The following is a 24459-nucleotide window of genomic DNA, read 5'->3' as shown; positions in this document are numbered from 1 at the left end:
AAACTATGCTAAAATAGAATCGTAACAATAAATGTGTACTTACACGGACTGGAGCACTACGTGAAAATATTACTTACCGCCATCAATGCGAAATATATCCATTCCAATCTTGCCGTTTACTGTCTTAAGGCATATGCAAAACCTTACCGTGAACAGATTCAGATTGCAGAGTTTACTATAAATAATTATACCGATGACATATTACAGGCTATTTACAAGGAAAAGCCAGACTTTATAGGTTTCTCCTGTTACATCTGGAATATCGGCATAATTAAACAGCTGTGTGTCGAACTGAGAAAGCTTTTACCGGAGACAAAGCTTTGGCTGGGAGGTCCCGAAGTATCCTATGATGCCGTAAAACATATGGAAGCACATAAAGAATTAGATGGCATTATGACTGGTGAAGGGGAAGAGACTTTTTTGGAACTGTTAGATTATTATATAGCCGGTAAGGGTGAGCCTGATTCGATTAAAGGGATCGTTTACCGGGATAAAGATAAGGTTTTAGAAACCCCGTTCCGACCGGAGTTTGATTTAAACAGCCTGCCCTTTCCCTATGATAACTTAGAGGACTTTAAGAATAAAATTATTTATTATGAAACCAGCAGAGGCTGTCCATATTCCTGCAGTTACTGCCTCTCCTCCATAGATAAAAAGGTAAGGCTGCGGGATTTTGAACTTGTTAAAAGGGACCTGGATCTCTTTTTAAGCCACAAGATTCCACAGGTCAAATTTGTTGACAGAACTTTTAACTGTAACAAAAGTCATACCCTTTCTATCTGGCGGTATATTAAGGAACAGGATAATGGTGTTACCAATTTTCATTTTGAAATATCAGCAGATATTCTGGGGGAAGAAGAATTTGATATTCTAAGTTCCATGAGAGAAGGTCTGGTACAGTTAGAAATCGGAGTTCAGTCTACGAATCCGGATACGGTAAAAGCCATAGAACGGCAGATGAAACTGGATAAACTAAAGCTGGCAGTGGACAAGATTCATATGGGAAGGAATATCCATGAACATCTGGATTTAATTGCCGGGCTGCCCTATGAAGATCTGAATACCTTTAAAAAGTCATTTAATGAGGTATACGCCCTAAAACCAGACCAGTTTCAATTGGGTTTTCTTAAGGTTCTAAAAGGTTCCGCCATGCACAGGCAGAGCAGGGAGTGGGGAATTGAATACCAAAGCATACCTCCCTACGAAGTACTGTTCACCAGATGGTTAAGTTATGATGATATACTTAAGCTGAAGGCAGTGGAAGAAATGGTTGAAATCTATTATAACAGCGGTCAGTTTGTATCTGCAATTACCTATATGGAACATTTCTTTCTGACTCCTTTTGATTTATATGATAAATTAGGCAGGTATTATGAGCGGAAGGGTTTCAATGGCATCAATCACTCCAGACTTAGAAGATATGAGATATTGCTTGCTTTTATGACAGAAGTGAAAGAAAATGAGAAGAAGCCAGAGAACGAATTGAACACAGAAAACGATCTGAACTCAGAAAACGATTTGAACACAGAGAAGGATTTGAATACAGAGAACAATCTGAACTCAGAAAAGGCTCAGACTTTAATCAAAGATAAAAAAGACGATATAAACGATATAGGCAATGAAAATAATAAAGGCAATGAAAACAATACAGACAATGAAAACAATATAGGCAATGAAAATAATATAGGTAATGAATACAATAAAGACAATGAAGACAATACAGACAATGAAAACAATATAGGTAATGAAAATAATAAAGGTAATGAAAACAATAAAGATACCATAAAAGAGAAGAACAACGACATTGCTGTTGAGATTGACTTGGAGGCCTTTCGTAACATATTGGTCCATGACTTATATTTAAGGGAAAATATGAAAAGCCGACCACCCTTTGCAAAGGAGTATGAACGGTATAAAAAGCAGTTCAGGGATTTTTATACCAATGAACAAAAAATCAGGGAATATATGCCGCAAAGCGTAATGGATATTCAGATTGAGCAGATAAAACCATACTTACATCTGGAACATTATGATTTGGATGTAATGAAAACAGCAGAGACAGGGATAACAGTGAAAGAGGATCAATGCCTTTTATATGATTATCTGCATAGAGGTCATTTAAATTCTCAGGCCAGGACAATTCCTGTAAAATTATCTTAACAATAGTAATAGTATATACAATAATAGTGATAGTATATTTAATAAAAGTGATCGTAAATTTAATGACAGCATTTATAGATTGGCAGTAAAACCTGACATGGAACATTATTGGAATTAAATCTAAGCCCTAATGAGTTTATATCATTGACCGGGCTGTAATAGAAAAGGGGACAGACGTGCCGAGAAAAAGGATTACAAAAGTGGAAAGAGAAAGAATTGGTCAGATTTTGGCTTTACTTGATCAATATTATACTACGGAACATAAAACTTACTTAAACCATGAAACACCCTGGCAGCTTTTATTTGCCACCATAATGAGTGCCCAGTGTACGGATGAAAGAGTAAATCTGGTAACCAAAGATTTATTCGTAAAATATAAAACTCTTAAGGATTTCGCTGATGCGGATCTTAAGGAACTGGAACAAGATATCCATTCTACAGGCTTTTATCATAATAAAGCTAAGAACATAATCGAATGTGCCAAAACCCTTATAAAGGAACATGGGGGTGAAGTGCCAAGGGATATGGAAGCATTAACCAAGTTAGCAGGAGTGGGAAGAAAAACTGCCAATGTAATCCGCGGAAATATTTATAAGGAACCCAGTATTGTGGTGGATACCCACGTTAAGCGGATATCGGGTAAATTAGGATTTACCAAATCAGAAGATCCGGAAAAAATAGAATTTGAATTAATGGAACTGTTACCAAAGGATCACTGGATATTATATAATCTGCAGATTATTGCCCATGGCAGGTCAATCTGTACTGCCAGAAATCCCAAATGCAGTGAATGCTTTTTATACTCCCTGTGCAAATGGGAAGGAAAGAGTACATGAAGGAAAACATCCTAAAGGAACGGGTTACTACTTTCATCTGTTTTGATATAGAAACCACGGGACTTAGTCCAGTAACGGATAAGATCATTGAAATAGGGGCCTTAAAGGTGAAAGATGGTAAAATAGTTGAAAGCTTTAAAGAATTCATAAATCCTGGAATGAAGCTGCCTGGACATATTGTAAGGCTCACCGGAATTACGGATGAGATGGTTAAGGAGGCCGATACCCAGGAAGCTGTGGTGAGACGCTTTATCGACTTTACCGGGGAATATATTGTTATGGGTCATAATATTAGTTTTGACTACAGTTTTATTAAAACAGCAGCGAAATTGCAGCAGGTCCCATTCGAAAAGTTTGGAATTGATACCCTGGAACTAAGCAGAAAGCTTTTACCCCAGCTTGAGAGCAAAAGCCTTGGAAACATGTGCGGGCATTATCATATTATCAATGACAATGCACACCGGGCATATGACGATGCAAAGGCGACAGCACTATTGTATGTAAATCTATGCAATGAATTTTTCAAAGTCAAACCAGAAGTTTTCAAACCGAAACCTCTGTGGTATAAAGTAAAGAAAATCCAATCAATTACAAATAAACAAAAAAATTACTTGATTGATTTAATAAAATATCATAAGATAGAGGGTATACAAGCAATGGATTCCTTAACTCAGAGTGAAGCCTCCAAAATGATTGATAAAATTATTCTGGAAAAAGGCAGAATAATCTGATGTCCATGAATTATAATGTGCGGATTGAAACATACTAAACAGTACAGATTATAAATAATAAGACATCTTGATTTCTTTCAGGGATTTCAGGATATTCTCTTTTGTAAGGGAATCTAAAGCCTGTGCAGACTGGATTAAATCATCAATCTTTTCGGGAACCTCCATAGTTTTGTATAGTTGTGCTAAAAGGATATAATTTTTACTGATATCCGACTTGCACCTGATACCAAATTCAAGTACGGTAACGGCTTCGTTCCATTTATTATGGTCGTAGAGATAGGAACCCCACTTAGATAGATTTTGTACTAACAGGGTATAGTTATTATCGCATTGTGTTAAAAAGGTAAGATTTGCAACACCATAGGTAAGCTTTAAGTCGGTGTTGGATAATCCGGTCAGATTTAAGATAGGTGCTTTTGCCAGATTTTTAATGTTGTTTTGGAGAGTTGTCAGCTCCTCCTCCGCTGGTTCGGCAAAAGGCAGGGAGTCCACCGGTATGGTGATGTAGTTTAGGTCGGACAGATCGACCTTTCTGGTTGAATTAGCCTTACGTTCTCTTTGCCAGTAAGCGTCTTTGGCTTTCTGGAGATTCCGCTTTTGATTGGCGGAGGAAGTCTGAATCAGGATATAAATAAACAGGAGTGTTCCTATTACGATTAACATGGTAAAGTATCCTTTCTGTTGATATAATAGAGGCAGGTGTTAAGAATCTTATCAATCTTAACATTGGAAGAATTCAATATGAAATCCAAGGAATTTCACTTGATCTTCTACCTCCGGTATTTTAGGTAAGTTGAAAGAAAAAAATCAGGAAAGGAAAGCCACATTCATCCTCTTTCAACTATGTATTCGTGGCAACAGCACAGGTCTTCCTGTGAAAGGTAATGGTGATCAGCATGAATTTTGGAAGCAGAAAAACAAAAAGAATTATTTCCACTATAATTATTTTAATTATTGTATTATCCATGGTAGTGCCTATCGTATTAAGTGCGATTATGTATTAATTTCATTCTGCCTAATATTAATATACATAATATCACTTAAATTGTCAAAGCTTGTTCTAAGAAGGCGAATATACTTTATGACAAAAGTCTGATAATCCCAAGGGCAGAAATTATTGACTTGATAAATCAAAGGATTATGATAAAATAAATTTGGCAAGTAAAAGTTAATATTTATAGAATGAAAGAGGAGGAAAAGGCATGGCTAAGAAGAAAAATCTTGTTACAATTGTATTATTATTTGTAATATGTTTGTTTTCTACTGCCATAAGCACCAGGGTATTTGCGGCATCGGAAGATGAGACAATTACCAAGGGTGTATATATAGATTCAATTCATATCGGCGGCATGACAGCAGAGGAAGCAAAGCAGGCAGTAAAAGACTATGTGGAAGATTTAAAATCTAAAAAAATAAATGTTCAGATTGGCAAAGATACGGAAAGTATTTCCTTAAGCAAACTGGGTTATGATGTAAAGGACAACGATTATATCAATCAGGCAGTAATGATTGGTAAGACGGGTAATCTGATTAAGCGGTATAAGGAGCTTAAAGATACAGAAGCCTCCAATCTGGTTTATAATTTGGAATTTAATGTTAATGATAAAAAAATAAAGAAATTCGTAAAAGACAAATTAAGTGCGTATGACCAGCCTTCTAAGAATGCAAGTGTAAAGCGGCAGAATGGGCAGTTTGTCTATACAGATCATAAAGTCGGACGTAAAGTGGATGTAGATAAGACCGTGGAGGAAATTGATAACTCTCTTTCAGACGGCTGGAATCGCGAAGATATTACCCTGTCAGCAGTGGTGGAGGACGATCAACCAAAATATACTACGGAAGACGTAGAAAAGGTAAAGACAAAACTGGGTACCTTCTCGACGACTTATACGACTTCCTCCCAAAACAGGGCAGGTAATTTAGCTAATGGTGCAAGACTTATTAATAATACAGTGTTATATCCCGGGGATGTTTTTTCCGCTTATGATAAATTAACTCCCTTTACAACGAGCAACGGTTATTATGAAGCCGGAGCTTACAGCAACGGTAAAGTTATTGACAGTATCGGCGGCGGTGCCTGCCAGGTAACTACGACTTTGTACAATGCGGTATTGTTTTCTGAACTGGATATAGTAGAACGGTATCCTCATTCCATGACGATTAGTTATGTCGACCTTTCAAGAGATGCCGCTATTGCCGGTACCTGGAAGGATTTAAAGTTTAAAAATGATACCAAGGCCCCGATCCTGATTGAAGCCTATACCTCTGGAAGAACTATTACATTTAATATCTGGGGTGATGAAACCAGAGATGATAGCGGCAGAAAGATTAAATTTGAGACTGTAGTACTGAATGAAAAGTCACCAGGACCAGATGTGGTTACCAAGGATCCGACCAAACCAACTACGTATAGTTTAACGACTCAGCCGGCACACACCGGTTATTCCGCTGAATTATATAAGGTAGTTTATGAGAATGGTGTAGAAGTAAGCCGTACCAGAATTAACAAAAGTGTTTATAATCCATCTCCAAGATACGTTACGATTGGTACCAAGGAGGAAGAACCTCCGGTAACAGCAGGGGATGAAACTCCAGCCGGTGACGATGCACCACCCAAAGACAGCAATAATACTGCTGGTAATACCGATAATGATACAGGCATTGATAACGCTGAGAACGAGACAGAACCTGAGGATGAACCTGTCTGGGAGGATATACAGCCAGGGGATGTGCCGTCGGATGATGCAGCAGATGGTAATGAAACGAATGAAAATTAACTTTTTATAGTCTTTTAATCCATGTATGAAATGGATAATAATAGAAGTCAGGAAGTAGCAAAGCGGATTATATCTGCTTTGCTATTTAACTATAGATTTACCAGTAATTAGGAGGCAGTATGAACATTGGAAAAGTATCGGAGACAGTTTTAAAAAGGTCTATTTTAAAACAAATCAAACATAGAAGGCAGGAAGTATTAGTGGGTCCGGGAGTTGGGGAAGACTGCAGCGTATTGGAACTTACAGAGGATGAGGTTTTTGTTATCTCTACCGATCCCATTACCGGTACAACCGAAGATATCGGAACACTGGCAGTACATATAACAGCCAATGACATATCCTCTAATGGAGCGGAGATTATAGGTATTATGCTTACAGTTTTATTACCGGAGGGCAGCAGGGAATCTGACTTAAAGGATATGATGAAAGAGATCGAAGCCGTGTGTGCAAGTCTGAATATCGAAATTATGGGCGGTCATACGGAGATAACGAAAGCCGTGAACCAGCCTATCATAACCGTTACCGGTGTTGGTAAAATGCCTAAGAAATCCATGATCAAAACAGCAGGTGTAAAACCAGGCCAGGAAATAGTAATGACGAAATGGGCAGGGTTAGAAGGAACTGCAATCATAGCAAAATGTAAGGAAACTGAATTGTTAAGTAAATATACCAGAGATTTTATAACGGGAGCAAAAAATTTCCTTCAGAATATATCTGTAGTACCCGAAGCAAAGATAGCAAGAGAGCTTTCCGTAACCTCAATGCATGATGTGACGGAAGGCGGAATATTCGGAGCTTTGTGGGAATTGGGGGAAGCCTCAGGAGTAGGACTTTTGGTCGATCTAAAAAAAATTCCTATTAGACAGGAAACCATCGAATTATGCGAGTTTTATGATTTAAATCCCTATCAGCTTATATCCAGCGGAGTTATGCTGATGGTTACGGATAAAGCCAACGAACTGGTGGAGGCTCTTAATAAAAATAAAATACCTGCAGCAGTAATCGGACGTATTATGGCAGGTAATGACAGAGTAGTCATAAATGAAGAGGAAAAGCGCTTTCTGGCACCGCCTAAAAGCGATGAATTATATAAGGTTAATATGTAGGGCAAGATGTAATTAATAACCAACAGGTAGGTGAGAGAACTTACAGGCAGGTTGAGAGAACCAACAGGCAGGTGAGAGAACTTACAGGCAGGTGAGAGAACTTACAGGCAGGTTGAGAGAACCTACAGGCAGGTTGAGAACCAACAGGCAGGTTGAGAGAACCAACAGGCAGGTTGAGGGAACCTACAGGCAGGTTGAGAGAACCAACAGGCAGGTGAGAGAACCTATAGACAGGTTGCGAGAACCTACAGGCAGGTTGAGAGAACCTACAGGCAGGTGAGAAAACCTATAGACAGGTTGCGAGAACCTATAGACAGGTTAAGAAAACCTATCAAGCATATACATCCACAGATGGGCAATTTTTAATATGTATTTTCCCAATTGGAAGAATTACAATTTATAGAATACTTCCAACAATAAATTTATATCGAAGATAATATAATTTATTAATTCATATATGAACCAAAACATAGAAAGGATTGACAAAAATGAGAGAGAAAATTTTATCTGCCATTGATAAGAACAGCAAATTAACAGCGAAGGACCTGGCGGCCATGTTAGGCAGCACAGAAGACGAGGTAGCTGCAACAATCAAAGATCTTGAAGCTGAAACCATTATCTGCGGTTATCCAACCCTTATTAACTGGGATAAAACAGAGAGTGAAAAAGTAACTGCGTTAATTGAAGTGAAGGTAACACCTCAGCGGGGACAGGGCTTTGATAAGATTGCAGAAAGAATCTATAAGTTTGATGAAGTGGAATCCGTATATCTGATGTCCGGCGGCTTCGATTTAACTGTTATTATAGAAGGAAAGAGCATGAAGGAAGTGGCCAATTTCGTATCCAGTAAGTTAGCGCCTATGGAAGCAGTTCTTAGTACTGCAACTCATTTTGTGCTAAAAAAATATAAAGAACATGGTCTGCCTTTAGTACATGAATCCAACGATGAAAGGATGCTGATTACACCGTGAGAAACCCATTATCAAAAGTAGTAGTGGATATACAGCCGTCCGGAATAAGAAAATTCTTTGATATTGTAAGTGAAATGAAGGATGCGATTTCTTTAGGTGTGGGCGAACCTGACTTTGATACCCCCTGGCATATCAGGGAGGAAGGCATTTACTCCTTGGAAAAAGGAAGGACTTTTTATACCTCCAATGCCGGATTAAAAGAATTGAAATTAGAAATCTGTAGTTATTTGAAACGAAGAATTAATCTGATCTATGACCCGGATCATGAAACCATAGTAACAATCGGCGGCAGTGAAGCTATTGATATTGCCCTTCGTGCCATGTTAGATCCAGGAGATGAAGTCTTAATCCCTCAGCCAAGTTATGTATCCTATTTACCCTGTGTCACCCTGGCCGGCGGTAAACCGGTAATTATAGAGTTAAAAGCAGAAAACCAGTTCCGGCTTACGAAAGAGGAAGTATTAGATGCTATAACTGATAAAACGAAAGTACTTATTATGCCATTTCCCAACAATCCAACCGGTGCTATTATGGAGTATGATGATCTGGCTGATATAGCAAAGATTGTGGAGGAAAAGGACATATTTGTGATTTCTGATGAAATCTATTCTGAACTTACCTATGGCAGAAAACATGTATCCATTGCCGAGCTTGACGGCATGAAAGATAGAACCATTCTGATTAACGGCTTTTCCAAATCTTATGCTATGACGGGCTGGAGACTCGGTTATGCTGTCGGACCAAAAGAAATCATTGAACAGATGGTAAAGATTCATCAGTTTGCCATTATGTGCGCACCTACCACCAGTCAGTATGCGGCAATTGAAGCGTTAAGAAATGGTGATCCCGATGTGGAAATGATGAGGGATGCCTACGACCAGAGAAGGAGATACTTAGTTCATGCCCTTCGGGAAATGGGTTTGGAGTGTTTTGAGCCTTACGGGGCATTTTATGTCTTTCCCTGTATTAAAAACTTAGGAATGACCTCGGATGAATTTGCGACAGCCCTTTTAAGGGAGGAAAAAGTTGCTGTTGTACCCGGTACGGCCTTTGGAAACTGCGGAGAAGGCTTCTTAAGAATATCCTATGCATATTCCATAGAAAATTTAAAGATTGCAATCGAACGAATGGAACGTTTTGTAAAAAAAACAAAAAGGTAATTTGTTTGTTAAATTTATAATTATTGTTGTATATTTTGTCGAAAATGTGTTAAAATCGAATTAACATCACTTAGGAGTTAATATTTAATAGACGAGGTTACTTAGGAGGAAAAATTATGGCAGGATTGAATGCAGAGCACATTAATCCCTTTTTGATAGCTGCTACGAAGATACTGAAGGATATGTGCTTTGTAGATGTAAAAATCGGAAAACCATATGTAAAAAACACTGATTTCACAGGCAATACCTTAGTCATAATGATTGGGATAACAGGTGAAATACGCGGTCAGGCGATGATAGCTTTTCCTGATGCGGTAGCATGCGATATCGCATCAAAAATGATAATGATGCCGGTAACACAATTAGATGAATTATCTACCAGTGCCGTTTGTGAATTGGGAAATATGATAATGGGAAATACCGCAACCATATTTTCAACAAAAGGGGTAGGTATCGATATAACACCACCCACACTGTGCAGCGGTAATGTTACATTTACCAATAACTATTCCCAGAATATATGCATACCATTAATTTATGACGATACGAAGGTCATCGAAATTAATGTGGCAATGAAAGAATAATTATACATAATTTAACCAATTATATAAATAGCGGAGTATTTCGAGATTTTATAAGTTACAACGTCTGGTGATAAACCAGGGACATGCAGACATGGCATGTTTCGCGTTGTAACTAAATTTTTTGCCGGATTGTACATAAATTGGATGTAGTGAAAAGGTTGAAGGAATATTTAAGTATGAAAAGAATACTGAAAACACAATTCTTTCAACCCCGTTTTAATAGTGACAGTATCTCAAGATAACTTGCGATACGCGTGGTGTAGGGTTGAAAGAAAATATAAGAATTGAAAAGCTGCCACAATACGATTCTTTCAATCTATTTTTATGTGGCAGTGCAATGGGTGTAAATATGAATATTGTATTATTCGAACCGGAAATACCGTCTAATACGGGAAATATAGGAAGAACCTGCGTAGCGACTGGAACCAGGTTACATTTAATAGAACCTTTAGGTTTTCGGCTGGATGAAAAAGAAATAAAACGGGCTGGACTTGATTATTGGAAGGATCTTGATGTTACAGTTTATAAGAATTTTGAAGATTTTCTTACCAGAAATCCAGGTGCAAAGATATATATGGCAACCACTAAGGCTTTAAAAGTCTATTCAGAAGCAGAATATGAACCGGATTGCTTTATTATGTTTGGTAAGGAGAGTGCCGGGATTCCGGAGGAAATTCTTTTAAAGAATAAAGAAACATCCGTCCGTATCCCCATGATTGGGGATATCCGTTCCCTTAATCTAGCTAATTCAGTAGCGATCGTACTTTACGAAGCCCTTAGACAGAATAATTTCTCAGGTATGAAGAGAACCGGTCAGCTTCACCGCCATACTTGGGATGAAATAGTGTAAAGAGTTGTTGAATTTAATGTGAAATAAACCAATTTCACACCCTGATTAGAGGCGGTGCAGCATCAGTAAGCAGAAGCTGCATGCAGTGGGAGCTAGTGTGAAATAAAACCAATTTTACACCCTGATTAGAGGCAGTGCAGCATCAGCAAGCAGAAGCTGCATGCAGTGGGAGCTGGTGTGAAATAAAACCAATTTCACACCCTGATTAGAGGCAGTGCAGCATCAGCAAGCAGAAGCTGTATGCAGTGGGAGCTGGTGTGAAATAAAACCAATTTCACACCCTGATTAGAGGCAGTGCAGCATCAGCAAGCAGATGCTGCATGCAGTGGGAGCTAATATGAAAGAAAAAACGAATTGTGATTATTGCAGCAATTATAGTTATGATGAAGCGTATAATTGCTATGTTTGTGACATTTATCTGGATGAAGATGAAATGGGAAGATTCTTAAGTAATTCCTATACGAACTGTCCCCATTATAAAATATATGACGAGTACAAAATCGTAAAAAAACAGATGTGAGTCTATTCATATCTGTTTACAGCCAGATACGAGCTTATATACAACAATTTATAACCTAAGATGGGCTTATTGAAGAGGTATAACCAGATGTGGGTTTTATATATAAACGGTTTATACAGATATGGGGCTCTTATATAAACGGCCTATATCTGATGTGGGCTTTTATATAAACGGCCTATATTTGATGTGGCTTTTATATAAACGGCCTATATTTGATGTGGCTTTTATATAAACGACCTATATCTGTATGGGATTTTATATAAACGGCTTATATCTGATATGGTCTTTTATTTAAACGGCTTATATCTGATGAGGTTTTTACTAAAACTGTTTATATCAGTTTATTTATAACAGGAACCCTTCTGTTCTTGGCAGGGTAAAAATAAACTCTGTTCCGACACCTTCTGTACTGATTACATTAATATTTTCATTATGGGCTGTAATGATTTCTTTTGTAATGGAAAGTCCCAGCCCGGTACCTTTTTTATCTTTCCCTCTGGAAGCGTCGGTTTTGTAAAAGCGTTCCCAGATTTTCTTTATACTGTCTTTTGGAATACCGATTCCACTGTCTTTTATAGATATAAATACCTTATCACCTTTTTCTACAGAGGATATTTTAATCGTAGAGTTGTGATGGCTGAATTTTATGGCATTATCCAGGAGGTTATATAGCACCTGCTGTATTTTATCCATATCGGCATCCACCAAAGTCTCCTTGGAGGAAAAGATAAGATTTAACGTAATCTTTTTCTGGGTGCAGGCACCTTCAAAACTTTCTGCGGTCTTTTTAATGATATGATTAATATCAAAGGACACGATATCCAGAATCGTTCCATGATTTTCAAAGCTGTTTAAAGCTAACAGGCTGGTGGTCAGCTTGTTTAAGCGTTCTGTCTCAAAGAGTATGATACCCAGATACTTGTCTTTCATTTCATAGGGAATCGTGCCGTCTTGCATTGCTTCTGCATAACCTTTTATGGATGTTAAGGGTGATCGGAAATCATGGGAGATATTGGCTACAAATTTCTTCTGATAATCGTCCAGATTGTTTATTTCACCGGCCATATAGGAAATGGAATTCGCAAGACTTCCATACTCGTCCTGACGCTTCATCTTAAGGACATAGGAATAATTGCCCTTCGTGTATTCGGAGGCTGCTTTGTTTAGCTTCCCCAAAGGTATTATGGTGATATAATAAACATAGGCAAAAATCAGGAATAGAAACCCTAAGAAGATAATAAAGCATATATTAATGATGTCGATAACATGGGTACATTCCTGTTCGATTGCTCTAAGAGAGGAGTGTATAACGATATAACCCTGAACCTTATATTTATAGATTACCCGATATACTACACTTATCATGGGTTCTGATAGAATTCCCTTCATCACCATACGGTTGTGAAAGGTCACATCAAGAAAATCCGGGTCAATAGACAATACATTAATGGGTTCCTCCCTGTCAGGATCTGGCTTTGTATCTGAGATGACCAGACCGTCGGTATTCACAATCCAGATACGGGCATTTAACATGGAGCCGATGGTTTTAATCTGGGTGGTCAGATAAGGCAGGGAGAGTTCCTCATTATAGAAACTGGTCATATAATCAGAGGAAATGGAAGCAGCTTCGTTATATAATAAAGACTTTTTATCATCGATTAACTTGTTCTCATAGCGATTTGCTGCATATGTATTAAGCAGTATAAACATAAACACTGCCGAAAAGATGTAACAAACCAATAACTTAAGCCATAAACTCCGTTTCATACTGCCTCCATCTGCTGGTAATAACCTGTTTTTTGATGAGAATCTTTTTGATAAGAATCCATCACTTTTTCACTTCGAATTTATATCCGATGCCCCATACCGTTGACAGACTCCAGGAGGTATGGTCTTTGATCTTTTCACGAAGCCTTTTAATATGCACATCCACAGTTCTGGTATCACCGATATATTCATATCCCCAGATATGGTCTAAGAGCTGTTCCCTTGTAAATACCTGGTTTGGATGGGAAGCCAGGAAATAAAACAATTCCAGTTCTTTCGGAGGCATCTCTATGGTGCTGCCATAGTATAGAACGGAATAATTGGACTGATTTATGATAAGATCCGGATAAGATACGAAATCTCCGGTCTGTTCCGGCGCAGTAGATAAAGACGGTTCGACCGCCTGGGTAACCGCCGGATGAAACCGCCTTAATACCGCTTTCACCCTGGCAACTAATTCTTTGGAATCAAAGGGCTTGATGATATAATCATCAGCACCTAATTCCAATCCTAATACCTTATCAAAGATTTCGCCCTTAGCAGATAACATAATTATTGGGACAGAGGAGGTTTTACGGATTTCTCTGCATACTTCATAGCCGTCAATCCCTGGAAGCATTAAATCTAGCAAAATCAGATTGGGCTGGTACGTAGCAAAGTTTTGAATTGCTTCCTCTCCGTCATGAACCATAAGGGTATCAAAACATTCCTTGGTCAGATAAAGGGAAATCAATCCGGCTATATTTACATCATCATCAACGATTAGAATTTTTTGTTTTGTAGCCATAAATCCTCCTTTTTATTATTGGTTGAACTCCACAATGGTAACTCCCTGTCCACCTTCGCCGAAAGCACCTTCCCGGTAGGATTTCACGTACTTGGTCCGTTTTAAGTGGGAATGGACGGCATTCTTTAAAGCGCCTGTACCCCGGCCATGAATCACAGTAACCTGGGGAAGGTGGGAGAGGTAAGCGTCATCTAAATATTTATCTAGGACAGAAAGCGCTTCATCTACCGTTTTTCCAATTAAATTAACTTCGGTACTAATGGTTGCCGTTTTGGACATTTTAATTTTGCCGCTGCCGGTACGGTTTATATTAGGTCCGGTAATCACCGGCTCATCAATCAGCTCTAAATCGCTGATATTGACCTGGGACCTTAAGATACCCATCTGTACAAATAAATCTCCTTTTGCGTTCGGCAGACTGCTTACGGTGCCTTTTAGGCCAAGGCTTAATACATTAACGGCATCGCCTAATTTAAATTCGCCCGCTTTGGCAGGTTTCTTTGCCTTTTTATTATTCTTTAAGGAAAGACCGGACTGTGCCTGGGTTAATTTCTCTCTTAAAGCACTTCTCTCGCTTTCCATCTCCCTGCTGATGCCGCCTTGTTCACTCCACTTATTAAAGTTTTTAATGGTGCGGTCGGCGTAGTCTTTCGCCTCAGATAGGATTCGCATGGCTTCTTCTTTTGCTTCTGCCATAAGCTTTTCTCTGGAACTATCTAACTTTTCATTCTTTTGTTCCAGACGGCGGCGGAGTTCGTCAATTTCCTGCCTGGTCTTGCTGATTTCCAGCTGTTCGTTCTCAAGAGCAACACGGTTTTTCTCCAGGTCGCTTAGCAAGTCTTCAAAGCTCTTATCCTGAACTCCGATGAGATTTTTAGCGTCCTCTATGATAGAACCGGGCAGACCTAATTTAGAGGAGATTGCAAAGGCGTTACTTTTGCCTGGAATACCGATTAAGAGGCGGTAAGTCGGACGCAGGGTCTCCACATCAAATTCACAGCAGGCATTGCAGACGCCTTCTGTTGAGAGGGCATAAACCTTTAACTCGCTGTAGTGGGTAGTTGCCATGGTACAGACCTTTCTCTTATGTAGATTCGAGAGGATAGCCATAGCCAGTGCGGCACCTTCTGTAGGATCGGTTCCGGCCCCTAATTCGTCAAAGAGCACCAGGGATTTATAATTAGCCTGTTCCAGTATGGATACGGTGTTGGTCATATGAGAGGAGAAAGTACTTAAGCTCTGCTCAATACTCTGTTCATCGCCGATATCCGCATAAACTTCTTCAAAGACTGCCAGTTCAGAGCCATCAAAAGCCGGTATGTGAAGACCAGCCTGCCCCAGGAGAGTAAACAAACCTACCGTTTTTAAGGAAACGGTTTTACCGCCGGTATTCGGTCCTGTAATTACCAAGAGGGTAAAATCTTTTCCAAGATTGATATCAATAGGCACTACTTTCTTTGGGTCAATCAAAGGATGTCTGCCTTTTTTGATATTAATAATGAACTTGTCATTAAAAATCGGTTCGGACCCTTTCATCTGCTTGGAAAGGGCAGCTCTTGCAAAGATAAAATCAAGCTGAGAGATGACTTTTACATTCGTATCCAGCTTTTCCGCTTCAAAACCTGCCTGATTGCTTAAATCGGCAAGGATTTTTTCGATTTCTTCCTGTTCTTTTATTTCAAGTTCTTTTAAATCATTATTTAGCTTTACCACTGCCATAGGCTCTACAAATAAAGTGGAGCCGGAGGAGGACTGGTCATGAATCATGCCGGGAACCTGTCCTCTGTATTCCTGTTTAATGGGAATGCAGTACCTGCCGTTTCGCATGGTAATAATATTCTCCTGGAGCATGGTTCTGGTGGAAGAGGAATTAACCATGGAATTAAGCTGTTCATGAATCTTGTCATTGGTAACTTTCATGGAACGGCGAATACTCTTTAAGGCAGGGCTGGCATCGTCAGCGATTTCCTCTTCACTGATGATACAGCGTTTTATTTCGTTGTTAAGAGGTGATAACGGTTCTAAGGAGGTAAACATCTCATCTAAAGAATCTCCTGCATGTTCTTCGTTATCCCTGGCACCATAAGCTTTCACCCTTAAAGTGGCATCCAGGACCGAACTGATATGCAAAAGCTCTCCGGCACCTAAGGTAGAACCGACCTCCAGTCTTTTTAAGGAACCTCTGATATCATGAAGCCCGTAAAACCCAAGGCTGCCTTTTTTAAAGATACGGGATAAGGCATCGGAAGTCTCTTTTTGTCTGGCTCTGATTTCAAATAAATCATTACTTGGTAAAAGAGAGGCACATAGTTCCTTTCCAAGACCGGAACCTGCCAGAGCAGTTAATTTATCTATAATTTTGTTATATTCTAATTTTTTTAAAGCTTTTTCATTCATAAGGTTTCCTCCACATGAAATCTATTGCCAATTTTTGATAATAGTATATAATATATCTTATCAGAAACTGTTTTAACAATAAGGGCTTATTATTGGTTTCTTAATCGTTGGTTTGTAGAATTTGCTGATCTTAAGGTGATTCCCTAATTCACTATTTTACCTTATTTTCATGAAAAATAAAACTATAATTTGAAAATACATATGGAAATACCCTTTTGTTTACAAATCATTCATATAATGTTCATATGTCCATGATAAAATAAGCATACGGATTGTCCTAAAGGAGAAAAGAGATGTCAAATGATAACAACAGTAAGGATGAGAAAGGATACTCTTTTATACAGGAGCAGATAGCATCCAAAAAGAAGTTTAAATTCAGAAGAATGTTCTACTCCGTAACGTGGACGATAATACTTGCATGTATTTTTGGCATCGTAGCCGGAGTTGCATTTTGTATATCCGAACCTGCAATCAGTAAGATATTAGGAAAATATCAGGACAAAAAAATGGTGGAATTTCCGACAACTACACCACAAGATAATACGTTAAGTCCTGGTACCACACCAATACCCTCAGGTGTAAATCAGAACAGCCAAGGAGGTACTTCCAATCCGAATACGGGAGTTAATAATACCGGCAAAGACGGTAAAACGGAGGATGAGATAGATACAAAACCGGATACGGTTATAATTGAAAAATATATTACAGGCGATATCAAGGATTTAACGAATATGTATACGGAACTCAGAAACATAGCCGGAGAAGCGGACAAATCAATTCTTAATATAACCAGTATAAGCAGCGGAGTAGACCCTTTACTTGAGAAAGAATATGAGGCGGATAAAGTATCCTCAGGTCTTGTTGTAGCCAATAACGGCGCGGACTTATTAATCCTTGTCAGCTATGACAGAGTCCAGGATGCCAAGCATATCCAGGTGACCCTCACCGATTCATTGAGCGTGAAAGCAAAGCTGCTAAGTTATGATAACGATTTAAATCTTGCAGTGATAGCAGTAAGTCTTAAGGATATACCTGAGGCTGTACTGAATAATATAAAACCTGCCAATCTGGGGGAATCCTATCCTCTTACAACGGGTACTCTAATCCTTGCCCTTGGAAGTCCCAACGGATACGTTAACTCCATGGAATACGGCATGATTACCAGTAAAAGTTCCAGTGCTTATATAACGGATAATAAGATAGATTTATTTAATACAGATATAGCAGATAATGAACACAGCGACGGGGTGATTGTGAATTTAAAAGGTGAGATAATTGGAATCATCACCCAGAAGCTAAAGGATGAATATAACCAGAATGTGAATACGGTCATTGGTATTACCCAGTTAAAAGATATTATTAAGAGCCTGGTAAACAATGAAGAACGGAGTTATTTTGGTATCAAAGGAGTCGATATGACCCAGACGGCCCTTGAGCAGTCCGGTATCACCCATGGAATTTTTGTCACAGAGGTGGAAACCGATTCACCGGCTTTAAATGCAGGACTTCAAAACGGAGATATTATCGTATCAGTCAATGATACTGAAATTATCACGGTCAAGACCTTTAACAACCTCATTGCAGAAAGCGAACCAAAAACCACCATGAAGGTTAAGATCAAGCGGAATGTTAAGAACTCTTCGCTGGATATGGAATTATCCGTTGTCCTAGGGAAAAAGGACGGCAAAAAATAGATAGAAGGAACTGGTAAAAAACTGAATATTAATAACAAAATGCCTCATTCCCAGAATGTATTTGCGGGATGGGGCGTTTTTTGGGATGAAACTATAAAACGAATATATTAAACTAAGTTGAGTTCTATAAGAGTATATCATGAGAGGTTTTAGAAATCAGAAACCATGGTAAGGTTAACTATAATGAAAACAAATGTTCCTTCTTGACAAAGAAAGGTCTAATGGATTAGACTAAACACAAGGTCTAATACATTAGACTACGCGGGAGGAAATCAAAATGGAAAATTTAAAAATATTCGATGCCGAATACCGCTTCATGTGTATTGTCTGGGAGAAGGAACCAATCAACTCCACGGAGCTTGTCAAGTTATGCCAAAGTGGATTCGGGTGGAAGAAATCTACTACCTATTCCGTGATTAAGCGGTTGTCCGAGCGTGGAATGTTAAAAAACGAAAATGCCGTGGTAACGTCACTAGTAAAACGTATTCAAGTTCAAAAATATGAGAGTGAACAGATTCTTGAAAAGGCTTTTGATAACTCGCTGCCCAGTTTTATAACCGCATTTTTACAGGATAAGAAACTTACTCAGGAAGAAGCCGGACAAATTAAAAAAATGATAGAGGAGGCAACGAAATGAGCAGTTTATTTATCAGTATCCTGAACCTGAGTATTAATGCTAGTTTTGCTGCCTTGATTGTCATGATAATTCGGTTGTTCTTAAAAAAAACACCTAAACTATATTCCTATATCTTATGGACCGTGGTATTTTTTCGGTTGATTTGTCCGTTTACGATACCAATGTCTGCAAGTATCATCCCTATTCAACCACATACCATATCCCATGACCTGATATATTCTGAGAGTCCCTCCATACAAAGTGGAGTATCTATGGTAGACCATACTGTAAATAATGTCCTGAAAAACTCAGCGGGAAGTACAATATCAGGTACCAATCCAAGCACCAGCCAGGCAGAAAGTAACAGCCAGGAAGAAGGCATCAATCCAGCAGAAGGCACTAGTCAGTCCCAAAGCACCCATCTTGTGAGAACGGTACTAAAAGCAGGGGCATATTTATGGATGTTGGGAGTTACTGCACTTATCTTATATGGGATTATCGGCTATCTGCGTTTAAAAAGAAGGGTTATGACCGGGATTCGTGTGAAGGATAATATCTTTGAAACTGAATTTATAAAAACACCCTTTGTACTTGGCTTCTTACATACAAAAATATACGTACCAACGGGACTTAGCGCCCATGAGCTGGAATTTGTGACCGCTCACGAAAATGCACACATTAGACGCCTGGACTATCTGATAAAGCCCCTGGCTTTTATGATTACTGCCATACATTGGTTTAATCCTCTGGCGTGGTGTTCCTACCTGCTTATGGTAAAGGATATGGAATTATCGGCAGATGAGAGCGTTATGAAACATTATACTATTGATATCCGGGGGGACTATGCCAGTTCCTTGCTGGCACTGGCAATCAATAGAAGCGGACTTCCTGGTACTCTTGCATTTGGGGAAACAGGAGTAAAGGGAAGAGTAAAAAATATATTAAAGTATAAGAAACCTGGATTTTGGGTAAGCATGACGGCAGTTATAATTGTTCTGGTGGTGAGTCTTTCACTTATAGTCAGTAAGCAAACAGTTAAGATACCTAATAAGATGCCTGCTTCCTATAATACCTCAGGTAATAACAATAAATACGACCCGAATGCTTCTAAAATCACGCCGAATCAACGAGAGGCATCCTCGTCTGCGCCTGAAAAAGCGTCAGAAACGGTGTACACCACAGAGTATAATAGTATAAAAATATCCTTGCTGTCTGAATATCAAGGATATCAATCAAAGGAATTTGAAGTCTCCGATACTCAGGCAATAGCCTACATGGATTCAGCAATTAGAACCAGTATGATCTCGAAACAAAACATTGATTTAGAAAACAATCATACAAATCAATATACAATAAAAGTATCAGGTAATACCGGCGGATATAGCTGTAAACTTTATTATGATACCCTTTATAATAAAGCTTACCTTAAAAAAGATGGAGGTTTGTATGAAATTGGAACCGATTTTGCCCGCTATATTAATTCATTTTTTGAAAATACAACCATAACCTTTATGATAGATGAAGCAGATTCGGCTCTTTTTAAGAAGTATGGCTGGACATTGGATTATCAGATTAGCGAGAGAGAAAATAAGTTAGGTGACATCAGCGCTTTGTCCGAATTTAACCCCAATCCATATTATTTCGCCTATAACAACGAGCTTTCAAAAGATATCGGGTTAGATTTAAGTCCATACGCTGGCAGTACAGAGCTTGATGTCAGAATTTATCGGATTCATGAGAGCATGCCCCAGGAATTTTATCCGATCTTAGATTGCAGAGGAATTGTAGTAAAAAAAGACGGCAAAATAATCGGTGCATTCATCAGTGCCGGGCGGCACAGTGCTTTTAATGCTTGCAGTCTAAAAGGTAACAGCTTTGAACGTGTGGTTGACAAAACCCTTCTGGAATGGCTTGGGGATAAAGTTAAGGCGGATCGTGAGGAAGAAAGACTGGCTGAATTAGGACCTGAACAGGTGATTGAGGAATATTTTACAGCACTGGATCAGAAAGATGCGAAGCGCGCGAAATACTGTATCTCAAGAAAGACCTTTCTTGAAAATCTAACAGTTAATATGCCAAATGAGGAATTATTTAACGAAGGGTTAAGTCTTCCATTAACGGACGCTGATTCAGGAGCCAAATCTAACTTTGATAACTTAAAATCCTCAAAACTTATGGAAACCAAACTCATCAAAGAAAGCGGTAAAAATTCCAGAACATATAGAGTGTATGTAAATCTTCAGTATAAAGAAGAAGTGACCCTGGGAAGCGGTGAGCAGTCATGGGATTGCAGTATGGTTTATGAGTCTCCTCAAACAGGATGGAAAATAGAAGGGTTTGGTCATTGACTGTAGCAAAATATAATTCTAATTCTCTGTCAGGCAATAATTTTTGAATATGTAACCCTTTTTCCTTTTTTGAGCGAAAGTAGGTTGAAAACAGCAGTCTCCTAAGGTATAATGTATGGGACGATGGAAAATCCGGTGCATATAAATGGGTTATTACTAAAGTTATATTAAAAGGAAAATGAGAGTTAGAAAGGCCGGGTATCTGAATGAGATATATTGGAGAACTTAGGGACGGAGAAATGGTTTCAGAAACCTATCTCTGCAAAACGAAACAGACATTAAAAACAAAAGCGGGTAAGAATTATTATTCTCTACTATTACAGGATAAATCAGGTACATTAGACGCTAAGATCTGGGAACTGTCTGCTGGTATAGACCATTTTGAAGCAATGGAATATATCCGGGTTGACGGTCAGGTGATTAGTTTTCAAGGGACCCTACAATTGAATGTAAAACGGGTAAGAAGGAGTCAGGAAGGGGAATATGACCCCACGGATTTCGTACCTACTACGGACAAGAACATAGACTTAATGTACAGTGAAATACTTAAGTTTATAAGCTCTGTGGAGCAGCCTCAGCTAAGAAAGCTTTTGGAAAGCTTTTTTGCGGATGATAAAACCTTTGCTGCAAACTTTAAGAAACATTCCGCAGCCAAAAGCGTACATCATGGATTTGTAGGGGGATTATTAGAACATACGTTAAGTGTAGTAAAACTTTGTGACTACTATGCTAAGAATTATCCTTTAATTAATCGCGACCTGTTGATTGCGGCAGCCATTTTCCATGATATTGGCAAGATGGAGGAATTATCCTCTTTCCCTGAGAATGATTATACCGATGAAGGTCAGCTTTTAGGACATATCTACATCGGTACGGAGATAATCAGTGCCAGAATGAAGACCATACCAAACTTTCCGACCCAGCTGGGCTCTGAGTTAAAGCACTGTATTTTAGCCCATCACGGAGAGCTGGAATACGGTTCCCCAAAGAAACCGGCTATTATTGAAGCCTTGGCCCTTAATTTTGCAGATAATACCGATGCCAAATTACAGACCATGACGGAGATATTAAATGGCGGAGATGAGAAGATGACCTGGTTAGGGTTAAGCCGTTTGTTTGAATCCAATATCAGAAGGACTACGATCTAATACTCTATTGATTCAGGATATCAGGATATGTGAGGTCACATAATGTACGATATATGAGGCTGTAGGGGTACGTGGTAAAGGTCCGTATAGGTTATGGATAAAGAGACTATGAAGTATGCTGTGAGAGGTCACAGAGTATAGATAGAGGCTAAAGAGGTAAGTTATAGATAGGATATCTGGATTACACGAAAAAGGTATCTGGGTACACAAAAAGATATCTGAATACACGAAAAACATATCTGGGTACATGAAAAGATGTCTGGATTACACGAAAAAGATATCTGGATACATGAAAAGATATCTGGATACACGAAAAAGATATCTGGATACGCAAAAAGATATCTGGATACAAGAAAAAGAAATCTAGATACACAAAAAGATATCTGGATACACAAAAAGAGATATCTGGATACGCAAAAAGATATCTGGATATACAAAAAGATATCCTTAATACTAGAATGAAACATAAGAGACCGCCGCAAAATTCCCAGACTTAGTATTTGTTTGAAGGCATATACTGCATAAGAATTTTGCGGTGGTTTGTTTTAAGTTTTGCAAAGCAGTCATCCGAAGGGATGGAAAGAGAGTGCGCGATGTTAAATAAGAATGATGAAGTAATAATTGATATAGAGGATATTGGTTCTGATGGAGAGGGTATCGGCAAATATCAGGGCTATACCTTATTTGTAAAGAATGCTTTGCCCGGTGACCAGGTAAGGGTAAAGGTAATGAAGCCCAAGAAAAACTACGGATATGCCAGGCTCCTAGAGGTTTTACAGCCCTCTGCTTATCGTGTTAATCCTTTATGTGAGGTTGCAGGAAAATGCGGTGGCTGCAGTCTTCAGCACTTATCCTATGAAAGACAGCTTGCGTACAAACAGAATAAGGTTAAGAATTGTTTGGAACGAATTGGAGGGTTTAAGGAGGATATTAGACTAGAGCCTATTATCGGAATGGAAGAGCCCTTTTATTACCGTAATAAAGCACAGTTCCCTGTTGGCAGAAATAAGGAGGGGAAAGTGGTAATTGGGTTTTATGCAGGTGGAACTCATTCTATTATCGATACTTCACATTGTGCAATTCAGGCAAAGGTAAATGATACAATCATCGAGAAGATCAGGACTTTTCTGGAAGAATATCAGATAAGTACCTATGACGAGGAAAGCCATGAAGGATTAGTCCGTCATATTTTGACCAGAGTCGGGTTTGTGACCGGTGAGATTATGGTATGCCTTATTGTTAACGGTGACGACCTGCCTTATAAGGAAAAGCTCATAGAAAGCCTTGTTTTAACACCGGGAATGACCAGTATCAGTCTAAACAGCAATAAAGTGAAGACCAATGTAATCCTTGGGGATAAGGTGATTACTCTGTGGGGACAACCTTTTATAACGGATTATATCGGTGAGATTAAATATCAGATATCCCCGCTCTCCTTCTATCAGGTCAATCCAGGGCAGACGAAGGTTTTATATGAGACAGCCCTAAATTATGCAGACTTAAAAGGTGACGAGGTAGTTTGGGATTTATACTGCGGAATCGGTACCATATCTTTATTCTTAGCTGGAAAAGCCAGACAGGTATACGGCGTTGAGATTATTCCAGAGGCCATTGAAGATGCCAGGCAGAATGCAAAAATCAATCATATAAAAAACGCAGAATTTTTTGTAGGGGCAGCGGAAGAAGTACTTCCGTTAAAATATAAAGAAGACAATATCTATGCAGAGGTAATTGTTGTTGACCCGCCAAGAAAAGGCTGCGAGGAAAGTCTCCTTAATACCATTGTACAGATGGCGCCAAAAAGGGTAGTGTATGTATCCTGTGATCCGGCAACCCTGGCCAGGGATTTAAGGTATCTTTGTGACAGGGGTTATCAGGTGGAGAAGGTTCAGGCAGTGGATCAGTTTGCTCATAGTACCCATGTTGAGACAGTCTGTTGTCTACAAAGGGTGAATTGTTGAAATACAATAAATAATGAAATTGAACAATAAATAATGAAATCGTACA

General features: G+C 38.8%; 19 protein-coding genes. 15 read left to right on the top strand and 4 right to left on the bottom strand.

From position 1 onward, the window contains the following. Positions 1-60: 60 nt before the first annotated feature. The 3 genes from QA584_RS26780 to QA584_RS26770 all read left to right on the top strand — a co-directional run bounded on the left by QA584_RS26780 (position 61) and on the right by QA584_RS26770 (position 3727). Positions 61-2160, top strand: a complete 2100-nt coding sequence (locus QA584_RS26780; RefSeq protein ID WP_278272155.1) for a B12-binding domain-containing radical SAM protein — start codon at positions 61-63, stop codon at positions 2158-2160. Between the two features lie 176 nt (positions 2161-2336). Beyond that, positions 2337-2996: an endonuclease III gene (gene nth, locus QA584_RS26775; RefSeq protein WP_278272154.1), complete on the top strand. Its 660-nt coding sequence runs from the start codon at positions 2337-2339 to the stop codon at positions 2994-2996. Next, on the top strand, positions 2993-3727 hold the full coding sequence (locus tag QA584_RS26770; protein WP_278272153.1) for a 3'-5' exonuclease: 735 nt from the start codon (positions 2993-2995) through the stop codon (positions 3725-3727). The genes nth and QA584_RS26770 overlap by 4 nt, the downstream gene beginning before the upstream one ends. Positions 3728-3775: 48 nt before the next feature. Here the strand turns inward: QA584_RS26770 and QA584_RS26765 are convergent, their stop codons facing one another. After that, positions 3776-4390, bottom strand: a complete 615-nt coding sequence (locus QA584_RS26765) for a hypothetical protein (protein ID WP_278272152.1) — start codon at positions 4388-4390, stop codon at positions 3776-3778. 539 nt (positions 4391-4929) lie between these two features. On the opposite strand from QA584_RS26765, the gene QA584_RS26760 reads away from it, so the two are divergent. The 7 genes from QA584_RS26760 to QA584_RS26730 all read left to right on the top strand — a co-directional run bounded on the left by QA584_RS26760 (position 4930) and on the right by QA584_RS26730 (position 11695). After that, on the top strand, positions 4930-6504 hold the full coding sequence (locus tag QA584_RS26760; RefSeq protein WP_278272151.1) for a VanW family protein: 1575 nt from the start codon (positions 4930-4932) through the stop codon (positions 6502-6504). 119 nt (positions 6505-6623) lie between these two features. Further along, positions 6624-7610, top strand: a complete 987-nt coding sequence (locus QA584_RS26755) for an AIR synthase family protein (RefSeq protein WP_278272150.1) — start codon at positions 6624-6626, stop codon at positions 7608-7610. A 488-nt stretch (positions 7611-8098) separates the two neighbouring features. Further along, positions 8099-8581, top strand: a complete 483-nt coding sequence (locus QA584_RS26750; protein WP_278272149.1) for an Lrp/AsnC family transcriptional regulator — start codon at positions 8099-8101, stop codon at positions 8579-8581. Next, positions 8578-9741 (top strand): aminotransferase class I/II-fold pyridoxal phosphate-dependent enzyme, encoded by a 1164-nt coding sequence (locus QA584_RS26745; RefSeq protein WP_278272148.1) that lies wholly within the window; start codon positions 8578-8580, stop codon positions 9739-9741. The genes QA584_RS26750 and QA584_RS26745 overlap by 4 nt, the downstream gene beginning before the upstream one ends. A 116-nt stretch (positions 9742-9857) precedes the next feature. Further along, positions 9858-10325 (top strand): chemotaxis protein CheX, encoded by a 468-nt coding sequence (locus tag QA584_RS26740; protein ID WP_278272147.1) that lies wholly within the window; start codon positions 9858-9860, stop codon positions 10323-10325. Positions 10326-10674: 349 nt separating this feature from the next. Beyond that, positions 10675-11175, top strand: coding sequence for a tRNA (cytidine(34)-2'-O)-methyltransferase (locus QA584_RS26735; protein ID WP_278272146.1), 501 nt, complete (start codon positions 10675-10677; stop codon positions 11173-11175). 337 nt (positions 11176-11512) lie between these two features. Next, entirely contained in the window at positions 11513-11695 is a 183-nt protein-coding gene (locus tag QA584_RS26730) for a DUF6472 family protein (protein WP_278272145.1), read from the top strand. A 345-nt stretch (positions 11696-12040) separates the two neighbouring features. Here QA584_RS26730 and QA584_RS26725 read toward each other — a convergent pair whose 3' ends face one another. The 3 genes from QA584_RS26725 to QA584_RS26715 form a co-directional block, all read right to left on the bottom strand. Next, complete coding sequence (locus tag QA584_RS26725) at positions 12041-13462, bottom strand: sensor histidine kinase (protein WP_278272144.1); 1422 nt, start codon at positions 13460-13462, stop codon at positions 12041-12043. A gap of 61 nt (positions 13463-13523) precedes the next feature. Further along, positions 13524-14249: a response regulator transcription factor gene (locus QA584_RS26720; RefSeq protein ID WP_278272143.1), complete on the bottom strand. Its 726-nt coding sequence runs from the start codon at positions 14247-14249 to the stop codon at positions 13524-13526. A 15-nt stretch (positions 14250-14264) separates the two neighbouring features. Next, positions 14265-16646 (bottom strand): endonuclease MutS2, encoded by a 2382-nt coding sequence (locus QA584_RS26715; RefSeq protein ID WP_278272142.1) that lies wholly within the window; start codon positions 16644-16646, stop codon positions 14265-14267. Between the two features lie 293 nt (positions 16647-16939). On the opposite strand from QA584_RS26715, the gene QA584_RS26710 reads away from it, so the two are divergent. From QA584_RS26710 to rlmD, 5 genes are all read left to right on the top strand, one after another. Further along, positions 16940-18340, top strand: a complete 1401-nt coding sequence (locus tag QA584_RS26710; protein ID WP_278272141.1) for a S1C family serine protease — start codon at positions 16940-16942, stop codon at positions 18338-18340. Positions 18341-18617: 277 nt separating this feature from the next. Next, positions 18618-18977: a BlaI/MecI/CopY family transcriptional regulator gene (locus QA584_RS26705; RefSeq protein WP_278272140.1), complete on the top strand. Its 360-nt coding sequence runs from the start codon at positions 18618-18620 to the stop codon at positions 18975-18977. After that, positions 18974-21304: a M56 family metallopeptidase gene (locus tag QA584_RS26700; protein WP_278272139.1), complete on the top strand. Its 2331-nt coding sequence runs from the start codon at positions 18974-18976 to the stop codon at positions 21302-21304. Before QA584_RS26705 ends, QA584_RS26700 begins: the two co-directional genes overlap by 4 nt. Positions 21305-21510: 206 nt before the next feature. Next, positions 21511-22452, top strand: coding sequence for a 3'-5' exoribonuclease YhaM family protein (locus tag QA584_RS26695; RefSeq protein ID WP_278272138.1), 942 nt, complete (start codon positions 21511-21513; stop codon positions 22450-22452). A gap of 593 nt (positions 22453-23045) precedes the next feature. After that, entirely contained in the window at positions 23046-24413 is a 1368-nt protein-coding gene (rlmD, locus tag QA584_RS26690) for a 23S rRNA (uracil(1939)-C(5))-methyltransferase RlmD (protein ID WP_278272137.1), read from the top strand. The last annotated feature ends 46 nt before the right edge of the window (positions 24414-24459 follow it).

The sequence above is a fragment of the Anaerocolumna sp. AGMB13025 genome (assembly GCF_029689925.1).
GTDB lineage: Bacteria > Bacillota > Clostridia > Lachnospirales > Lachnospiraceae > Anaerocolumna.
Note: the sequence above shows the minus strand (reverse complement) of the source record. Positions and strands in the feature narration are given on the sequence as shown.